The organism is Avibacterium paragallinarum (assembly GCF_900450705.1).
Classification (GTDB): domain Bacteria; phylum Pseudomonadota; class Gammaproteobacteria; order Enterobacterales; family Pasteurellaceae; genus Avibacterium; species Avibacterium paragallinarum.
In genome coordinates, this window is sequence record NZ_UGHK01000001.1 from 518668 (window position 1) to 538345 (window position 19678).

The window sequence follows — 19678 nt, forward strand, 5'->3', positions numbered from 1 at the left end:
CACAACAGGGAAATGACCAAAACGCATCGCAATGATGCCAATAAAACGGGGAGCATCCCCATTCTCAAAAAGGAAAAGAGTATGAAAAATATTTCTTTAAAAATGACCGCACTTAGTGTGACCTTGTTTGCTTGCCTCACTGCTCAAGGAGCCGTCACTTCAGGTATTTCTAACGGCAATGCTGATTTATCTGTAGCAAATCCATCCGCTGCACATAATGGCTGGTTCCATTCTGATGAAGGTGGTTTACCTGGTGTGGAAGTTAAAGGTGCTACCTCTAAAGTGACGAGCTTTAAATCCTTAACTAAAATTACCAAAAACACCCAATGGATGCGTGCTTTTGGTGGTGTTGATAATGATGGCGTAGTTGTACTTAAAATGAACAATATGCCAAGCTGGGTACCTAGATTCCATAATAAACTCGGCAACTTTGCGTTCAAAAAAGTAGGTGAGCAAGAGCTGTATTATGGCGAATGGGTGGCGCGTGATGCCGATGCGACAAAAGATCGCGTGGTGTATTATGCAGGAAATGATAAAACTGTCGCCCTACCAAAAGGCGGCAAAGCTACATATACCGTCACAGGGATCAATAATAACAATGATCTTAATAAAGGGGTGTTAAAAGGGCAATTTAATGCTGACTTTGAGAAAGGTACGCTAGAAGGAACTATGGTAAGAAGAGATCTTGAAATTGAAATTGATGCAAAAATTAATAAGCAAAATGCAAGTTTCAAGGGAGATGCCTTTGCAAATGGTGTAGTCGATGGTACGACCAGCGGACAATTCTTTGGTAAAGATGCCGCTGCATTAGCGGGTTACGCTAAATTTGCAGATAACAAATATGACACTGCTTTTGGTGGTACAAAAAATCAATAAATTCATAGGAGGGCCTTCCCCCCTTTCCTATTTTTATTAGATGTTAAAGCCTATGAAAAAATCTTTTTTAATTTTGTTGAGCGTAGCCTTTCTTACTGCTTTACCAAGCTATGCAGATGAAAATGCAGAACAATCTCTGCAACTGTGGCAAGACTCCCAACAAAAAATCAATCAACAACGAAAAGAAACGGCATTATTCACAGCCTCAAATCAGCAAGAAAATGAAATCACCTTAGATGGACAATCTTTTTCTGTGGCAAATACTGAAGCCGATGTAGGGCAAGCGCTTTATATTGCGGTAAATCAGCAACTTTGGCATTATGCAGAAAAGTTTTTACAGCAATATCGCCAATTTCCTCAACATAAAAAAGAACTTGTATGGTTTGCACAAGGAGCGCTCGCCCGTCAACGTGGAGAGTTGGCTAAGGCGGAAACTGAATATCAAAAATTATTACAATCTGAACCTGATTTTTTACGGGGACAATTAGATTTAGCACGCATTCTATTTGAAAATAAAAAGAATAAAGAAGCCAGCAAATTGTTTTCTCAGCTTGTTCAAATGCCATTACCCAATGAAGTGAGCACATTATTAAAGGAATATTTACAAGTTTTAAAAGAGCGGGAGCAATGGCACGGTGGATTACGTGTGGGTTACCGCTATCAAAAAAATATCAATCAATCCTCAGAACATTATCGCTGCCTATTATTTTCTGGCACAACTTGCATCGTTGAACGCGCTGCCCCTAAAGCGATTAACGCAAAAGGTTGGGGATATGAGCTTAGCCTAAATAAAAAATTTAATTTAACAGGGCATCACGGAATAAATATTTATTTCAATAGCGAAGGACAATATTATCCAACGGCTCGACAATATAATGATACCACATTTAAAACTTATATTGGATACGCTTTTCAAGATGCGAAAAAAGAGCTCGTTATCGCCCCACTTTTTAAATATGAATGGTATGCCAATAAGCGTTATTATCACGCTTTTGGGGTACATTTAGAATGGATGCATTCTCTTTTAAAAAAACATTTTCTCAATGTGCAATTTGAACAAAAACATTTGTTTTATAATGCTGGTTACAGTGCGATAGATAAAGCGGACATTTCTTCTTTATATGCCAGTTGGTATTACACTCCTACCAATAACACTACATTATTTACTGGGTTCGATGGGATATACCGCAAAGTTAAAGAGAAAACAAATAGCTATAAAATGCTGGGGGCGAGATTTGGGCTTTATCATCAATTTAATGAAAAATTAGATCTGACCTTGCTTGCTTCGATAAAAAGCACCCGTTACTTGCAGCACAATGCTATTTTAGAAACAAAAAGAAAAGATAATCACTTTATTTATCAAGCGATTTTGTCTTTTCCCAATGTGTTTTATAAAGGGATAACACCCAATGTAATCATCAAAAGAACACATAATCATAGCAATGTAGATTGGCTTTATTCTTATAAGCAAACTGAATTACAATTTAATGTAAGTTTTGTTTTTCAAGCCTTACTTTCTCGCATAGAAAAAGCAGCGCTAAAAAGGGATTTTAGTGCTTAAACCCTATTTATTTTTTCCCGTAATTCGACACCATTCTTCTCGCACTGCCACAGGATCGAGGGAAAACACTGCTTCATAAGCCTCACAAACGGATTGGGCTTGTGTTTCTAAGATGCCTGATAACCCGAGTTGCCCTTGCGGTTTGACTAATTGGCTAATGGTTGGGGAAAGCTCTTTTAATGGGCCCGCTAAGATATTGGCTACCACCACATCTGCTTGCAGATCTTGCGGTGCGTCTTTGGCTAAAAAGAGTTGTAGGTGGTCGCTCACGCCATTTTGTTCCGCGTTGTTGCGGCTGGCTAAAATAGCTTGCGGATCAATATCAATGCCGATGGCACTTTTCGCCCCTAATTTCAACGCAGCAATCGCTAAAATCCCTGAGCCACAGCCAAAATCGATGACCGTTTTGCCATTCAAATCTAGGCTATCGAGCCATTCTAAACATAATGCGGTGGTGGGGTGCGTGCCAGTTCCAAAAGCCAAACCAGGATCGAGCATTACATTCACCGCATTTTCATCAGGCACTTCACGCCAACTTGGGCAAATCCAAAGGCGTTTGCCAAATTGCATTGGGTGGAAATTGTCCATCCATTCCCGTTCCCAATCTTTATCTTCGATTTGTTCGATTTTATAAGCGGTATCTTCGCTCAAATATCCCGCACTTTTGAGCTGATGCACAATCTGTTGCATCTCTGTTTCGGCATCAAAGAGGGCGATCACATCGGTATTACCCCATAAACGGGTTTCCCCTAGGAGTGGTTCAAAAATTGGCGTGTCTTGGCTGTCCATAAAGGTAACGGACACCGAGCCGATTTCTTCCAAATAATCGCTAAGACTTTCCGCTTGCTGATTTGTGCTGTTTATGCGGATTTGCACCCAAGCCATAAAATTTCCTTCTAAAAAGAGTGTGATTTAATTGAAAAATAAGGCGGTGTGAATGCCCGCCTTGTTTTAAACGTTAATGCTGATCGCCGTTTGATTTCAAAATAATACGGCGTTGCTGTGCTGAGGAACAACGCCTCGCTTATTTTAAACGTAAATGGCGATAAATGTTAATGAATCTGTGTTTTTGCCTTTTCACCCCATTTGTTGCCGATCAAAAATGCGAGCAAGCCAAAGGTTAAAGATGGCACAATAGCGTGAAAATCAAACAGTTTAATACTGGCAGCGGTTAAGCCCACATAGCTGGCTAGCCCGACCACCATTGAGCTTATCGCCCCAACAGCGTTAGCTTTTTCCCAATACAGCCCCAGCACGATAACCCACAAAAACGCCGCTTCCAATCCGCCAAAGGCGAAAAGGTTTAACCAAATAATCATCTTAGGCGGGTTCAACGCCGCCAGAATTAAAAGTGCGGTCAAAATTAGGGTAATAATTGACGAAAACCAACTGATCTTTTTCTGATTTTGTGCCATTTCGGGCTTGGCGGATAAATATAAATCTTTCACAAAAATCGAAGAAGATTGAATAAGTTGGGCATCAATGGTGGACATAATGGCTGACATTGGTGCGGCTAAGAAAATCCCAGCTACAATCGGCGGTAGCACTTGCAACATCAAGGTTGGGATCACCTGATCTGGCACATCTAAAGCGGGTAAAATGGCTCTGCCTAACGCCCCTGAAAGGTGCATTCCCAGCATTACGAGGGACAGCACCACCGTGCCGATCAGCATACCATTATGCGAGGCTTTGCTATCTTTAAACGCCATACAACGCACTGCCGTATGAGGCAGCCCCACCACGCCAAAGCACACCAAAATCCAGAATGAAGCCATAAATTGAAAGCCGAGCATATCATTTGGACCATAAGGGCTAGTTAAGTGCGGATCAATTTCGTTGAGTTTTTGCACCGCACTTTCTGCTCCGCCCGCGGCATAAATGGTCGCACCGAGCAAAATGATCGTGCCGAGAATCATCACCGTGCCTTGAATGGTGTCAGTTAGCACCACTGCACGGAAACCGCCGATAAAGGTGTATAGCCCCACGGTAACGGCAAAAATCAATAAGGCATTGGTATAGCTGATCCCAATGGTGGTTTCTAACAATCTTGCTCCGCCGATAAATTGCACGGTCATTGCAGCAAAAAAGGCGATGAGTAAGGCGATACAAGAAATCCAAACCAAGTATTTATTTTTATAGCGATAAAGCAATAAATCATTGATGGTTAAGGCATTACTCTCACGAGAAAGCAGAGCGAATTTTTTCCCGAGCGCGCCTAATGCCAGCCATACCGCAGGCACTTGAATCATTGCAAGCAACACCCAGCCTAAGCCGAATTTATACGCCGCACCAGGGCCGCCCACAAAAGAGCTGGCACTGGCATAGGTGGACGCGGTGGTCATCGCCAACACAAAGCCTGTCATTGAGCGATTTCCCACATAATATTCCGTTAAAAAGTCCCCTTTGGAACGCCTGACATAGGCATAAATTGCCGCTCCAAAGACAAACGCCAAATAGATCACTAATGGAAAAATAATCCCCAAATTCATTGCTCAACGTCCTTATTTTCTAAATCCATATTTTGATAAATAATCTTCACCACCCAATACGCCACCACGATAAACAGCACGGGCAAATAAATACAAGCCAGCTCAAACCACAGCGGAAAGCCCAACGGTCCTGCTGTTCCTTTGGGTAAATAAGCACATAAACACCAACCTAGCACATAAAGCAACGTTAACCCAAACGCCCAACGGGCTTCTTTTGCAGCTTGGCGATAGCGAGAATTTTTCTGCATTAATGAAATCTCCCTAAATCAAAGGTTAAATAAAGTTACTAATATCATAGGATAATTATAGAACCTATGTGGTCTATCTACTTATAATGAGTGAGCAATCCACTTTTTCCAATGAAAACTCCCGTTAATTAAAGAAAACCAACATAAAAATAGACCGCTCTCTATCATTGCTTTGTAAGACTAATTAATTCGTAAAAACAATCTATTTATTCCAGCTAATATATAAAAAATAAAGAGGGGCTTTATTCCCCTCTTTATTCTTAATCGTGCATACCCAATTTCTTCTCTAAATAGTGGATATTTGTGCCACCTTTTTGGAAGTTTTCATCAGATAAAATTTGATCGTGTAATGGAATGTTGGTTTTTATGCCGTTGATGATAGTTTCGCCGAGAGCATTTTGCATACGGCGGATTGCCACTTCACGGGTGTCACCATAGGTGATCAATTTTGCGATCATTGAATCATAATGTGGCGGCACGGTGTAGCCTGTATAAATGTGTGAGTCCCAGCGTACGCCCAATCCACCCGGTGCGTGTAAGTGGGCGATTTTTCCCGGCGAAGGCAGAAAGGTTTTTGGATCTTCCGCGTTGATACGGCATTCAATGGCATGCCCACGCACTTTGATGTCTTCTTGTTTGGTGGAAAGCGGTAAGCCTGAGGCGATTAATAATTGCTCTTTCACCAAATCCACGCCCGTAATCATTTCCGTAACAGGGTGTTCTACTTGGATACGGGTATTCATTTCGATAAAGTAAAATTCGCCGTTTTCGTAGAGGAATTCAAATGTACCCGCACCACGATAGCCAATTTCCACACAGGCTTTAGCACAGCGAGAGCCAATATCACGACGCATTTCTTCGGTAATGCCTGGTGCTGGGGCTTCTTCCACCACTTTTTGGTGGCGACGTTGCATTGAACAATCACGCTCTGCGAGGTAAACCGCGTTACCGTGGGTGTCTGCTAGCACTTGGATTTCAATATGGCGTGGATTTTCGAGATATTTTTCCATATACACCATATCGTTATTAAACGCGGCTTTGGCTTCCGCTTTGGTCATTGCGATGGATTCTTCTAAAGACTGTTCATCACGCACCACACGCATTCCACGACCGCCGCCGCCGCCAGAGGCTTTGATGATCACAGGATACCCAATGCGTTGAGCGATTTCTTTATTTTTTTTCATATCGCTACCTACTGGGCCATCTGAACCCGGTACGCAAGGCACGCCCGCTTTTTTCATTGCATTAATCGCGGAAACTTTGTCGCCCATTAAGCGGATTACATCAGCCGTTGGCCCAATAAAGATAAAGCCTGAGCGTTCCACTTGTTCGGCAAAATCAGCGTTTTCAGACAAGAAGCCATAACCTGGGTGAATAGCATCAGCCCCTGTTACTTCTGCCGCCGCAATCAGTGCGGGGATATTTAAATAACTTTTAGTCGAAGGGGCTGGACCAATACACACGGTTTCATCAGCCAATAAAACGTGTTTTAATTCACGATCGGCGGTGGAATGCACTGCCACGGTTTTGATGCCAAGCTCTTTACAGGCACGCAAAATGCGTAAAGCAATTTCTCCACGATTCGCAATTACAACTTTTTCTAACATAGGAATGATCTCTTGGAATAGTAAGATAGGGCGTTCGCCCTACCTAGATAGAAATGAATTATTCGATAACGATTAACGGTTCGTCAAACTCAACAGGCTCGCCGTCATTAATTAAGATCGCTTTCACCACGCCCGCTTTGTCGGCTTCAATGCGGTTCATCATCTTCATTGCTTCCACAATACATAAGGCATCGCCCACTTTCACCGTTTGCCCCACTTCAACAAATGGTTTCGCCTCTGGGCTTGGGCTGCGGTAGAAGGTTCCCACCATTGGTGAACGCACTTGATGACCTGAAACTTCCGTCGCCGCTGGCACTTCCACCGCAGGTGTAGCAGGCTGTGCAGGGGCTGGACTTGCAGGTTGAGTAGCAGCCACGCTTGGTAAGGTGTATTGTACCGCGGTGGTCGCAGGTGAACCGCGATTAATGCGTACGGATTCTTCCCCCTCAGAAATTTCAAGCTCCATAATGCCCGATTCTTCAACTAATTCGATGAGTTTTTTAATTTTACGAATATCCATAATGTTTTCCTAAAATGTGAATATTTTTGACCGCACTTTATAGGGAACGCAAAGTGCGGTGGTTTTTAAACTTAAATTTCCGTGGCAAAGATTACCTGAAAACGATCCTTTTTGCGATAAAATTCTGTCAATTTCGCGAAATTTTCGGCAAATTATGCCTTATTTGCTAAATATTGCCGTGCGTAATGGAAAGCAAATTCATAACCTTGCGCACCTAATCCATAAATTACCCCCTCTGCCACATCGCTAAAGTAAGAATGATGGCGGAATGACTCACGTTTATGCACGTTGGACAAATGCACTTCCACAAAGGGAATCGCCACCGCCAGCAAGGCATCACGCAATGCCACGCTGGTGTGGGTGTATGCCGCAGGGTTAATAATAATGAAATCAACTTGTTGAAAACTTTGATGAATTTTCTCGATCAATTTTTCTTCACTGTTCGCTTGGAAGCAAGTGAGTTCAATCTGATGTTCATTTGCAAGCTGTTGCATTCGTTGCTCAATGGTACTCAAAGACAACGTGCCGTAATGCTTTGGCTCACGTTTACCGAGCATATTCAAATTCGGGCCATTAAGTAACAAAATTCGTGCAGATGCTGACATAATTAATCCTTTTCCCTTTAACTTTTTGCATTATAATGATTTTTATAAAAATTGCCGTTGCCTTATGGCTGGTCGAACCAATATACATTTTAATCCATATTCACTTTGACGATATTTTCTCTGTTCAATTCCAATAATGGTAAGGTTGAACCCGCCCACGGGCGAACAAGCTGATATTGCATTAGATCGAGCGTATCCAAGCCCGGCGTGGTATCTGGCGTGTAACGCTGTGCAATGCGTGCCAACTGAGTTAAAGCAAAACTGCTTTCTAATGAAGAACTGATCACAGCCATCAAGCCTTGCTGATGTGCTTGTTTGATAAGTTCGATGCAACGCTCAAGGCTGCCGATCAAAGTAGGCTTGATGATAATCGCCGCTAAGTGCGGTTCTTTTTTCACCTGAAAATTTGGCTCGCGTACACTTTCGTCCCACGCAATAGCAATGCCCGTTTCTTGGGCGAACTGGCGACTTTCTTCTTGCATTTTGCAAGGTTCTTCCAAAAATTGAATGCGTGAGCGATGCTCAGGTTTCACATATTTGGCGAATAATTGGGCTTTCGCGGGTGTCCACGCACGGTTCGCATCTAAACGAAGTTTCAAATCGGGAATGGCTTCTAAAAACATATCGGCGATTAAGCCATCGCGATTGGCTTCGTATAAGCCCACCTTGATTTTTGCAATTTTCTCGCCCTCAATTTGATTGAGTTCAGCGTACAACTCATCAGGATCGCCATAGCAGAGCGGTGCAGTGCGATAATTACCCTCAGCAGGTAATTCCCCTTTCATTTCTGCCAAGGCACAACTCAGCCCAAAGGCGACCGAGGGATAAAGCCCCTCAAGGGATAATTTTTGATTTTGACTGCGAGCCACGTCCCAATCTTTTAGCCACTGCTTGGCTTGGGCTTCTGCCTGTTCAAGGGTTTCTTGGCTAAATTCAGGCAGTGGAGCAATTTCCCCCCAACCCTCGTGTTCGCCACAACGAATTTGCACTAGCAACCCCTCACGCAGTTTCAAAAAGCGATTACGCAGCACCACTTGGGAATCCATCGGAATTTGGTAACGATAAAGTTGATAAGAACGCATTATGTTTCTCCTTGAGTATGGGGGTTACAGGCAAATTTTTTAATGACAATCAGCAGAACGCTGATGAGCAAAAGGATAAAAGAAAGCAACAAGCCCGTGATGAGTGTCGCAAATAAACTATGCCAAAAGGGGGGAATCAGCCCTTTGAAAAAACCTTCCAGTGCAGCTAAGGCAAGGAAGCCACAAAAAAATTCGATAGAAAAATGGAAAAATACCGTACCTTGCAACAGGGCTTTCAGCCAACTGCTTTGACGCAATGCCTTGTGCCATTGTAATTGATTGCGGCGGAGTAATTGATAATCGATAAAGGTGTAAAAAGCGATAAAGCACAACACCCCCGCTACCATTCCGAGTACAGACATCACATCACTCGCCACCAATAGCCCGAAGAAAAAGCACAACGCCGCATTCAGACCAACCACCCCCGTCCAAAATAACGCGAGTTTTTTTAAGTGAAATAGGTTGCATAGTCATAATTAAAACTAAAGTGCGGTCAAAAAATACTGTGATTTTTTGACCGCACTTTTGCTTATGGGTTACGCTTAAATTTACCGAAATCTGGGGCGCGTTTTTCGTTGAAGGCGTTACGACCCTCTTGCCCTTCTTCGGTCATATAGAACAGCATTGTGGCATTGCCAGCTAGTTCTTGTAAGCCTGCTTGTCCGTCGCAATCGGCGTTTAAGGCGGCTTTCAAGCAACGCAGGGCAATTGGGCTGTTACGCAACATTTCACGACACCAACGCACGGTTTCTTTTTCTAACTCCGCATAAGGTACAACGGTGTTCACTAAGCCCATCTCTAAGGCTTCTTGGGCGTTGTATTGACGGCATAAGAACCAAATTTCACGGGCTTTTTTCTGCCCTACAATGCGCGCCATATAGCTTGCACCCCAACCGCCGTCAAATGATCCTACTTTCGGGCCAGTTTGACCGAAAATGGCATTTTCCGCTGCAATGGTCAGATCGCAAAGCATATGTAAAACGTGGCCGCCACCGATAGCATAGCCTGCCACCATTGCCACCACGGGTTTCGGACAGCTACGAATATCACGCTGAAAATCCAACACGTTGAGGTGATGCACGCCCGCGTCGTCTTTATAACCGCCGTAATCGCCACGCACTTTTTGATCGCCGCCTGAGCAGAACGCTTTTTCCCCTTGTCCTGTTAGCACGATCACGCCAATTTTTTCGTCAAAACGAGCGTCAGAAAAGGCGTTGATCATTTCTTTCACCGTTTGCGGGCGAAAGGCGTTACGCACTTCTGGGCGGTGAATGGTGATTTTGGCAATGCCATCGGTGGATTTGTGATAAAGAATATCCGTGTAACCTTCGCTGTGATCAACCCACTCAACAGGGGCGTAAAGCACATCATCTTTTGGATTTTGCATAATAAATTCCTTTGTTAATAAAAACTTTCGGCATTATAGCTTAATCTGGGAATGATGAAAAGCAAGCAATAAGAGTACAAAGAAAGGTAAAAAGAAAGCCTCGCATTCGCGAGGCTTTGGCTTACCGCAAAAGTGCGGTGTTTTTTGGGGAAGAATTACGATTGACGCGTAATAATGTTTCCATCTACATAATCAATAGTAATTGGTTTACCTGGCAATAATTCCCCTGAGAGAATTTTTTGTGCCAATGGGTTTTCCACTTCTTGTTGGATTGCCCGTTTAAGTGGTCTTGCTCCATAAATTGGGTCATACCCGATTTCACCGATGAAATCTAACGCTGCGTCAGTAAATTCTAGGTGATAGCCGTGCGTTTCCATACGTTTTTCTAAACGTTGTAATTGGATTTTCGCAATGGTGCGAATGTTTTCTTTATCCAATGGGTGGAACACCACGGTTTCATCAATACGGTTGATGAACTCTGGGCGGAAATGCTGGCTCACTACCGACATCACCAATTCTTTCATCGCACTGTAATCTAAATCGCGGTTCGTTTGGATTAAATCTGAACCGAGATTTGAAGTCATAATCACTACGGTGTTACGGAAATCTACCGTGCGACCTTGCCCATCTGTTAAGCGTCCGTCATCAAGCACTTGTAATAAAATGTTGAAAACATCAGCGTGTGCTTTTTCCACTTCGTCCAATAACACCACAGAATATGGGCGGCGGCGAACGGCTTCGGTTAAGTAGCCCCCTTCTTCATAGCCTACATATCCCGGTGGGGCACCCACTAAGCGAGAAACGCTGTGTTTTTCCATAAATTCTGACATATCAATACGAACCATCGCGGTTTCGTCATCAAATAAGAACTTCGCCAAAGTTTTACACAATTCGGTTTTACCCACCCCAGTCGGCCCTAAGAAAAGGAATGAACCAATTGGGCGATTTGGATCGGATAATCCTGCACGGCTACGGCGAATGGCGTTCGCTACTGCTTCCACCGCTTCATTCTGTCCAACCACGCGTTTGTGCAATTCTTTTTCCATACGCAAGAGTTTCTCTTTTTCCCCCTCCATCATTTTGGATACAGGAATGCCTGTGGCACGGGAAAGCACTTCGGCGATTTCTTCATCAGTAACACGATAACGAAGCAAGTGCATTTCTTTGTTTTCCGCACTTTCTGCTTGTGCCAGTTGTTTTTCAAGCTCTGGAATGCGACCGTATTGTAGTTCGGACATTTTGTTTAAATCACCCACGCGGCGCGCTTGTTCCATTTGGGTTTTGGCATTTTCCAATTCCGCTTTAATGTGTTGCGTGCCAGAAAGGGCAGCTTTTTCGCTTTTCCATACTTCTTCTAATTCCGCGTATTCACGCTCTTTTTCTACCAACTCTTTTTCTAGCATTTCAAGGCGTTTACGGCTGGCATCATCGTCTTCTTTTTGTAACGCTTGTTGTTCCAATTTTAATTGGATAATACGGCGATCAAGGCGATCTAACGGCTCAGGTTTTGAGTCAATTTCCATACGAATACTTGATGCCGTTTCGTCAATTAAATCAATGGCTTTGTCTGGTAATTGACGATCGGAAATATAACGATGAGAAAGGGTTGCTGCCGCCACGATTGCTGGGTCGGTAATTTGAACGTGATGGTGAATTTCATAACGCTCTTTCAAGCCACGCAAGATAGCAATGGTATCCTCAACACTTGGCTCGTCCACAAACACTTTTTGGAAACGGCGTTCAAGTGCGGCATCTTTTTCAATATATTGACGGTATTCATCAAGGGTTGTTGCCCCCACGCAGTGTAGCTCACCACGCGCCAATGACGGTTTTAATAAGTTACCCGCGTCCATTGCACCGTCAGTTTTACCTGCTCCAACCATTGTGTGAATTTCATCAATGAACAGAATAATACGCCCTTCTTCCTTAGCAATTTCATTGAGAACCGCTTTTAAACGTTCTTCAAACTCACCACGATATTTTGCACCCGCAATTAATGCCCCCATATCAAGGGAAAGCACGCGTTTATTTTTTAATCCCTCTGGCACTTCACCATTTACAATACGTTGTGCCAAGCCCTCTACAATGGCGGTTTTACCAACACCTGGCTCACCAATTAATACTGGATTATTTTTACTCCGGCGTTGTAACACTTGAATAGTACGGCGAATTTCTTCATCACGTCCAATCACAGGATCTAACTTGCCACTTTCCGCCCGAGCGGTTAAATCAATGGTATATTTTTCTAATGCCTGACGGCTTTCTTCTGCATTTTGGTCGTTCACTGACTGACCTCCTCGAATTTGGTTGATTGCTTGTTGTAAATGCTCTTTTTTTGCACCGCACTTGCGTAATATTTCGCTTAGGTTGCCTTTTTCTTCTAACGCGGCTAATAAAAAGAGTTCTGATGAAATATATTTATCTTGCTTTTGCTGTGCGAGCTTGTCGCATAAATTTAATAAATTCACCAAGTTGCGTGAAATCTGCACATCGCCGCCATTGCCTGAAACTTGCGGTAAGCGGTTGAGTTCCGCATTTAATTCATTGCGGAATAATGCCACATTCACGCCACTGGCTGTTAAAATCGGGGCAATAGATCCACCTTCTTGATTTAAAAGTGCAGTCATTAAATGCACTGGTTCAATAAACTGGTTATCTTTGCCTAAAGCTAAAGATTGTGCCTCACTCAAGGCTTGTTGAAATCTAGTAGTAAATTTTTCTATATTCATAATCTATTCTTCCTCAATATTAAATTCTGTTGCCTAGCTTGTACGGCTTGGCTTACTCAAGTAAGTGAGGACTAATTTGGCAATTTCAAGAGTAAAATGAAAAAAAATCTATTAATCATTTTAGAACGATAGGTTGCACTAATGGAGAGTTTACTCAATCTCACTTCACCTTTATAATTGCGACGAATTAACGATTTTCAATAAGGACGGAAAAATGCAATTTTCCAAAATGCACGGATTAGGCAATGATTTTGTGGTGGTGGATGCGGTAACGCAGAATGTTTACTTTCCAACGGAAACCATTAAAAAATTGGCGAATCGCCACACAGGAATTGGCTTTGATCAACTTTTAGTGGTTGAGCCACCTTATGATCCTGATTTGGATTTTCACTATCGCATTTTCAACGCTGACGGCAGTGAAGTGGCACAATGTGGCAATGGTGCGAGATGTTTCGCTCGTTTTGTGACAATGAAAGGGCTAACCAACAAAAAAGACATCGCAGTCAGCACCGCCAAAGGCAAAATGATCCTAACAGTGCAAGATGACGGAATGATCCGCGTGAATATGGGCGAACCGATTTGGGAACCGGCGAAGATCCCATTTATCGCCAACAAATTCGAGAAAAACTACATTTTACGCACCGACATTCAAACCGTGCTATGTGGCGCGGTTTCTATGGGTAACCCACATTGCGTGGTGCAAGTGGAGGACATTACCACCGCTAATGTAGAGCAATTAGGCCCACTATTAGAAAGCCACGAACGTTTTCCAGAACGCGTAAATGCAGGCTTTATGCAAGTTATTAATCGTAACCACATTAAATTACGCGTTTACGAACGCGGAGCAGGCGAAACCCAAGCCTGTGGCAGTGGTGCTTGTGCCGCCGCCGCAGTGGGCATTATGCAAGGCCTTTTGGATAACAAAGTGCAAGTGGATCTCCCAGGTGGTAGTCTGACTATCGAATGGCAAGGCGAGGGCCACCCACTTTATATGACAGGCGATGCCACGCATATTTATGATGGAGTCGTAAAGTTTTAGCTCCATTAAAAAACAAATTTTGCCTTTAGATTTGTTTCTTAATCTAATATACGTTTGCACAACTGAAATATACTTCCAAACTTAAGTACCACTATATTTAAGAAAGGATAATTCCTGACTACCATATATTTCAAATAATCTATAATTAATTTCTAAAGAAATGTTTACAAAAACAATAAGCCCTATATTAAATAGGGCAAAAATCTCATTTTTAATAAGCTAAAAATAAAATCGAAGAATGATGAAATACAAAAAGAGGGGAAAAAATAAAAAAGCCGTAGTTATTGATTTATAAATCCTTAACATACGACATCTAAAAAATGGCGGAGGAAGTGAGATTCGAACTCACGGAGGGCGTAAACCCTCGCCGGTTTTCAAGACCGGTGCCTTCAACCACTCGACCATTCCTCCGTGATTTAAGCGAGGTGAATAATACGAATTTTGTTATACCAAGTCAAGTATGAAAATTAGATTTCAATTCAACTGCTTCTTTTTACAGCAACTTGTTCACCATTCAAACAAAAACTGAGTATTAGGAATTCCAATACTCAGTTTTAATTTACTTATGGGGCTGTCCTAGATAACTAGACTAAACTCCCTTTAACCAATTGTTTTAAAATAGAAATTTGACTTTTTATGTTGCTGTAATTAAAACGCCATTCACATTCCTTTAAATAAAGCTCAAAATGCGCTTTTGGGATACCATTAAATTTGCGTAAATGGCGTTTTGCTTGGCTTCAAAAATTCTCAATTCCGTTAATGTGGTTATGATTTTCAGCAAAATGTGTGCTGTGATTGATACGAAAATGACTAAATTCACTCACATCAAGCACGTCATAACTACGATAATTATCGGTGTAAACAATACTATCAGGCTTTACCTGCTCCCGAATAATGGGTAACAAGGTGGCAGATTGCGTATTTGGAACCGCAACGGTATAAACCTTGCCATTGCGCTTGAGAAGCCCGAATACCGCAATTTTCCCTGCCGCACCACAACCACGTTTGCCTTTGCGAGCACCGCCAAAATAACTTTCATCGGCTTCAATTTCACCTTCAAACATCTCTAAGTGAAGGCTGTTTTGATAGATGAGTTGGCGTAAACGATGAAAGTAATATGCGGCAGTCGTTTTGTTTACATTGACTAACTCTGCTGCTGTCCTTGCAGTAACACCTGCAACAAATAGCTCAATGAGTTTATTTTGTTTGTGCTGACTTAGACGACTTTTTCTCATTGGTTCATTCTAACCTAAATAGATTTTTTAGTTGTTATCTAGGACAGCCCCTTACTTATTATTCTACTGCTCTTCTTGGTTCAGAATAAACGTGGCTTATAGCACTATGATGACCAGCAGCCCCCCGCCCATAGAAGTAATAACGAGATTCTTTCCACTCTACGATAGGATAAGCTAAATTTTCACTAGGAACTATTTTTGCGGGAGTCATTTCAGCTTTAGTATGAACAACCGCCGATATTGTACCTAACCGACCACTAAATTCATAAGTGCGGTCAGTTTTTTCTTCAATTTTGATTACACTTTGAGATACGTTTTCTGGCGATTCCATATTAACAGACTGTAAACGCTGTAAAGATTCCTGTACCTTTTTCTCCACGGACTCATTTGCTGGCTGACTAACAAACCCAGTCAATGGTTTAGGTTCCTCGATATTATTTTGCACAAGCAGCCCCGTCACGGGTATCACTGATGTGATTTCTGATTTATCCTTATCCTGCTGTTCAAGCAATTCATCTACAGATAAGAATGTATTCATTCTACTATTAGCCAAAGCACCACTATTAATCCATACTTTCCCACTCGCTAATTCTGGAGAAGCTACTGCGGCAAATAATGGCATCGGCGACTTTTCACCACCTTGTGATTGACGACGATAGCGAGAATGATTGACACGTAAATGACGAGGCAAACGGCGTCGATTATCACGGCGTTTTTCATTTTCTACACTGTGTTCTCCTTCGCAAGTTGGAGCAAGAACTTCCTCTTCCTTGTTTATCTCAACAGATTCAACCACTTTTTGATGGGATACAGATTCGGTTTCCGCCATTGTTTCGACCATCTGAGCTGATAGCTCTTGCATATCAGGAACACGCACTTTTTTACGCAAATCACGGCGTGGGCGACGCGGCTGCACCACTTCCACAATGCTTTCTGTTTCTTTCGTTTCTAGCTTTTGATAGCTTTCGTCAGGCTGTGCTTTTCGCGGTTTCCGTGAAGAACGCACCTCTGGATCTGCCACTTTCTCTTGCCGTTTATCTTCCGTATTCTTCACCGTTTCATTACGAGGACGGCGAGAAGAACGACGCTCTTGGTTACGACGACGATTATTCTTGTTTGAACGATTTGGCGTTTTCTTCGCTTCTGGTTCATCGCTAAATAGAGCTTTAATCTTTGCCAATATACGGGAAAACAGTGAAGGTTTCGCTTCCTTCTTCGTCGTTGGCATTGGTGCTGGCGTTTCAATCGCTAACGAAACCGCCGCATTTTCTAACACGCTATCCACCGTTACTGCAGCAGTTTCAATATTACGTGTTACCAAAGATTCCTCTGTCGTAAAATGATCATCTTGAGCTTGATGTAATTTGGCTAAGTTATAACTTAACTCGTGAACATCTTCCCCCTCACGCACACGGAACACGCTAAAGTGCGGTGTTTCCATTGCTTCATTTGGGGCGACCACAATATCCACATTGTGGCGTTTTTCAATACTACTAATGGCTCGGCGTTTCTCATTTAATAGATAAGAAGCGATTTGCACTGGCACAATGGTGTGAACTTGCTTGGTGTTTTCTTTGATCGCCTCTTCTTCTAGCAACCGCAAAATGGATAAAGAAAGGGATTCATTATCACGAATTTTGCCTGTGCCTTGACAACGCGGGCAAACGTGGTGAGAAGATTCGCCCAACGACGGGCTTAAACGCTGACGCGACATTTCCAATAAACCAAAGCGAGAAATACGGCTAATTTGGATACGCGCTCGGTCTTGACGCACCGCATCACGCATACGATTTTCCACTTCACGCTGATGGCGAATTGGGGTCATATCAATGAAGTCAATCACGATCAAACCGCCCAAATCACGCAGGCGTAACTGGCGTGCAATTTCATCAGCCGCTTCAAGGTTAGTATTAAGTGCAGTTTCTTCAATATCACCGCCACGGGTTGAGCGTGCTGAGTTAATATCAATCGCCGTCAATGCTTCGGTAACGTCAATCACAATTGAACCGCCAGATGGTAAACGCACTTCACGTTGGAAGGCTGATTCAATTTGCGATTCAATTTGATAATGGCTGAATAGTGGCACTTCGCCTTGATAAAGTTTAACGCGATTGATGAAGTCAGGACGCACTAATTTAATATGGGCTTTGGCTTTTTCGTAAACTTTTTGATTATCAATCAAAATTTCACCAATGTCGCGGCGTAAGTAATCACGAATCGCACGCACGATCACATCACTTTCTTGATGAATTAAGAAAGGAGCAGGACGGCTTTCAGAGGCTTGTTTAATCGCTTCCCAATGATGTAACAAGACTTTTAAATCCCATTGCAATTCTTCTGGCGATTTGCCGACCCCAGCGGTACGCACGATTAACCCCACGCCCTCAGGCACATCAAGGGAACTCAAGGCTTCTTTTAATTCTAAACGTTCTTCCCCTTCAATACGGCGGGAAATGCCGCCCGCTCGCGGATTGTTTGGCATAATCACCAAATAGCTGCCCGCCAAGGAAACGAAAGTAGTGAGTGCCGCCCCTTTGTTACCACGTTCTTCTTTGTTTACTTGAACGATAACTTCTTGCCCCTCGTGCAAAATATCACGAATATTTGGGCGACCTTGATACACATAATCGGCGGGGAAATATTCACGGGCGATTTCTTTTAATGGAAGGAAACCGTGGCGTTCTGCCCCATAATCCACAAAAGCGGCTTCAAGACTAGGCTCAACACGGGTAATACGCCCTTTATAAATGTTGGCTTTTTTTTGTTCGTGACCAGGACTTTCAATATCCAAGTCAAATAATCGTTGCCCATCAACGAGGGCAACACGCAACTCCTCTTTTTGGGTTGCGTTGATTAACATTCTTTTCATTAAGTGTTCTCTTATATTTTCATTTTAAAAATTTATCATAAAAAACTACCGCACTTTTGGCTTCGCAATCGACCTCGTGTCTGTCGCAAAATGTCATTCTCTCGACTGTCAGTTGCTGGGTGCATTGATTGCGTTATCGAATCACAAATGGAGTAAACCACAACATTATTCGATACAAACAAAATGACTGAGCGTATTATTTTGCAAGCGTGGGTAATTTTCACACGGCGGATAAACCCCACATTTAAACTTAAACGTTTGCGTTTTATCCCTTTTCATTAATAAACAATGTCTTATGCCATATGCTGCATTATTGTTAATGACCTTTGATTTTCCCCTGAAGAGCAGGTAAAAATACGCTCTATTATCCCTTGAACCTCATTTTTTAGCAAGGTAATTCCGTGCATTTATGCTATAATCCGCTCAAATTAGTCCTCCATAAAATGAACCATAATGACAGAAAAAAGTGCAGAAAAAATCTTAAATCCCAGCGTAAAAATGCTCCAAATTAGTGAAGATGAAGCGGGGCAACGCATTGATAACTATCTTTTGACAAAACTTAAAGGCGTACCGAAAAGCTTAATCTATCGCATTTTACGCAAAGGTGAAGTGCGGGTAAATAAAGGGCGAATCAAGCCTGAATACAAGCTACAAAGTGGCAATATTGTGCGTGTGCCGCCCGTGCGAATTAGCGAAAAAGCACAGCCTCCAATCTCCAAAAAATTAAACAAAGTGGCACAATTAGAACAGCAAATTCTTTTTGAAGATGAAGTACTGCTCGTGTTAAACAAACCCTCTGGTATCGCAGTACACGGCGGTAGTGGGGTTGATTTTGGCGTGATCGAAGCCTTGCGTGCCTTACGCCCCGAAGCCCGTTTTTTAGAATTGGTGCATCGTTTAGACCGCGACACCTCTGGCATTTTATTAGTGGCGAAAAAACGCTCTGCCCTGCGTCATTTGCACGAACAGCTCCGCAATAAAACTATCCGCAAAGATTATCTCGCTTTAGTGCGTGGGCAATGGCAATCCCACTGTAAAGCCATTAAAGCACCTTTACTCAAAAATGAACTGGCAGGCGGCGAACGCATTGTGCGAGTGAGCGAGCAAGGCAAACCATCAGAAACCTTATTCAGTATTGAGGAACGTTATAAAAACGCCACGCTCATCAAAGCCTCTCCTGTTACTGGGAGAACTCACCAAATTCGTGTACATACCCAATATGCAGGTCACCCCATCGCCCTAGACAACAAATATGGCGATAAACAATTCGATAGTCAAATGGCGGAATTAGGGCTAGATCGCTTATTTTTACACGCCTATGCCATTCGTTTGGAACACCCAAAAACGCAAGAAAAATTAACTCTCATTGCCCCTCTTAAAAATGAGCTAAAAGAAATTTTAAACCGACTACGGAGAATGTAGTTTATAAAT

At 42.7% G+C, this 19678-nt stretch carries 15 protein-coding genes, 1 tRNA gene and 1 pseudogene; 4 read left to right on the plus strand and 13 right to left on the minus strand.

What is annotated here, in order from left to right; genetic code table 11:
* The first annotated feature begins 12 nt into the window (after nt 1–12).
* Together DXZ23_RS02800 and DXZ23_RS02805 are read left to right on the plus strand one after the other, a co-directional pair.
* On the plus strand, nt 13–876 hold the full coding sequence (locus DXZ23_RS02800) for a Slam-dependent surface lipoprotein (protein WP_114995399.1): 864 nt from the start codon (nt 13–15) through the stop codon (nt 874–876).
* Nucleotides 877–928: 52 nt separating this feature from the next.
* Entirely contained in the window at nt 929–2437 is a 1509-nt protein-coding gene (locus tag DXZ23_RS02805; RefSeq protein ID WP_165782210.1) for a porin family protein, read from the plus strand.
* A 3-nt stretch (nt 2438–2440) separates the two neighbouring features.
* Here the strand turns inward: DXZ23_RS02805 and prmA are convergent, their stop codons facing one another.
* The 10 genes from prmA to clpB form a co-directional block, all read right to left on the minus strand.
* Nucleotides 2441–3322 (minus strand): 50S ribosomal protein L11 methyltransferase, encoded by an 882-nt coding sequence (prmA, locus tag DXZ23_RS02810; RefSeq protein ID WP_017806630.1) that lies wholly within the window; start codon nt 3320–3322, stop codon nt 2441–2443.
* Nucleotides 3323–3489: 167 nt separating this feature from the next.
* The gene (gene panF, locus DXZ23_RS02815; RefSeq protein WP_017806629.1) at nt 3490–4926 is read right to left on the minus strand and encodes a sodium/pantothenate symporter; all 1437 of its coding nucleotides are present in this window, start codon (nt 4924–4926) and stop codon (nt 3490–3492) included.
* Nucleotides 4923–5174: a YhdT family protein gene (locus DXZ23_RS02820; RefSeq protein WP_017806628.1), complete on the minus strand. Its 252-nt coding sequence runs from the start codon at nt 5172–5174 to the stop codon at nt 4923–4925. Before DXZ23_RS02820 ends, panF begins: the two co-directional genes overlap by 4 nt.
* 260 nt (nt 5175–5434) lie before the next feature.
* Nucleotides 5435–6781 (minus strand): acetyl-CoA carboxylase biotin carboxylase subunit, encoded by a 1347-nt coding sequence (accC, locus tag DXZ23_RS02825; protein WP_017806627.1) that lies wholly within the window; start codon nt 6779–6781, stop codon nt 5435–5437.
* A 58-nt stretch (nt 6782–6839) separates the two neighbouring features.
* Nucleotides 6840–7301 (minus strand): acetyl-CoA carboxylase biotin carboxyl carrier protein, encoded by a 462-nt coding sequence (gene accB / locus DXZ23_RS02830; protein WP_017806626.1) that lies wholly within the window; start codon nt 7299–7301, stop codon nt 6840–6842.
* 152 nt (nt 7302–7453) lie between these two features.
* Complete coding sequence (aroQ, locus tag DXZ23_RS02835) at nt 7454–7906, minus strand: type II 3-dehydroquinate dehydratase (protein ID WP_017806625.1); 453 nt, start codon at nt 7904–7906, stop codon at nt 7454–7456.
* Between the two features lie 89 nt (nt 7907–7995).
* Entirely contained in the window at nt 7996–8988 is a 993-nt protein-coding gene (gene menC, locus DXZ23_RS02840) for an o-succinylbenzoate synthase (protein ID WP_017806624.1), read from the minus strand.
* Nucleotides 8988–9410, minus strand: a complete 423-nt coding sequence (locus tag DXZ23_RS02845) for a hypothetical protein (RefSeq protein WP_017806623.1) — start codon at nt 9408–9410, stop codon at nt 8988–8990. The genes menC and DXZ23_RS02845 overlap by 1 nt, the downstream gene beginning before the upstream one ends.
* 107 nt (nt 9411–9517) lie before the next feature.
* Nucleotides 9518–10375 (minus strand): 1,4-dihydroxy-2-naphthoyl-CoA synthase, encoded by an 858-nt coding sequence (gene menB, locus DXZ23_RS02850; protein ID WP_021724672.1) that lies wholly within the window; start codon nt 10373–10375, stop codon nt 9518–9520.
* Nucleotides 10376–10530: 155 nt separating this feature from the next.
* Nucleotides 10531–13104, minus strand: coding sequence for an ATP-dependent chaperone ClpB (clpB, locus tag DXZ23_RS02855; protein ID WP_017806622.1), 2574 nt, complete (start codon nt 13102–13104; stop codon nt 10531–10533).
* A 214-nt stretch (nt 13105–13318) separates the two neighbouring features.
* Between clpB and dapF the strand changes: the two genes are divergently transcribed.
* Nucleotides 13319–14143, plus strand: a complete 825-nt coding sequence (dapF, locus tag DXZ23_RS02860) for a diaminopimelate epimerase (RefSeq protein WP_017806621.1) — start codon at nt 13319–13321, stop codon at nt 14141–14143.
* Between the two features lie 321 nt (nt 14144–14464).
* On the opposite strand, the gene DXZ23_RS02865 is transcribed toward dapF, so the two are convergent.
* The 3 genes and pseudogenes from DXZ23_RS02865 to rne form a co-directional block, all read right to left on the minus strand.
* Nucleotides 14465–14554 (minus strand) — tRNA-Ser (locus DXZ23_RS02865).
* A 173-nt stretch (nt 14555–14727) separates the two neighbouring features.
* A pseudogene (locus DXZ23_RS02870) lies at nt 14728–15378 on the minus strand (IS1595-like element ISHpa1 family transposase).
* Between the two features lie 58 nt (nt 15379–15436).
* Complete coding sequence (gene rne / locus DXZ23_RS02875; RefSeq protein WP_021724673.1) at nt 15437–18247, minus strand: ribonuclease E; 2811 nt, start codon at nt 18245–18247, stop codon at nt 15437–15439.
* A gap of 453 nt (nt 18248–18700) precedes the next feature.
* Here rne and rluC point away from each other — a divergent pair, with 453 nt between their 5' ends.
* Nucleotides 18701–19669, plus strand: coding sequence for a 23S rRNA pseudouridine(955/2504/2580) synthase RluC (gene rluC, locus DXZ23_RS02880; protein ID WP_017805574.1), 969 nt, complete (start codon nt 18701–18703; stop codon nt 19667–19669).
* Nucleotides 19670–19678: the final 9 nt, after the last annotated feature.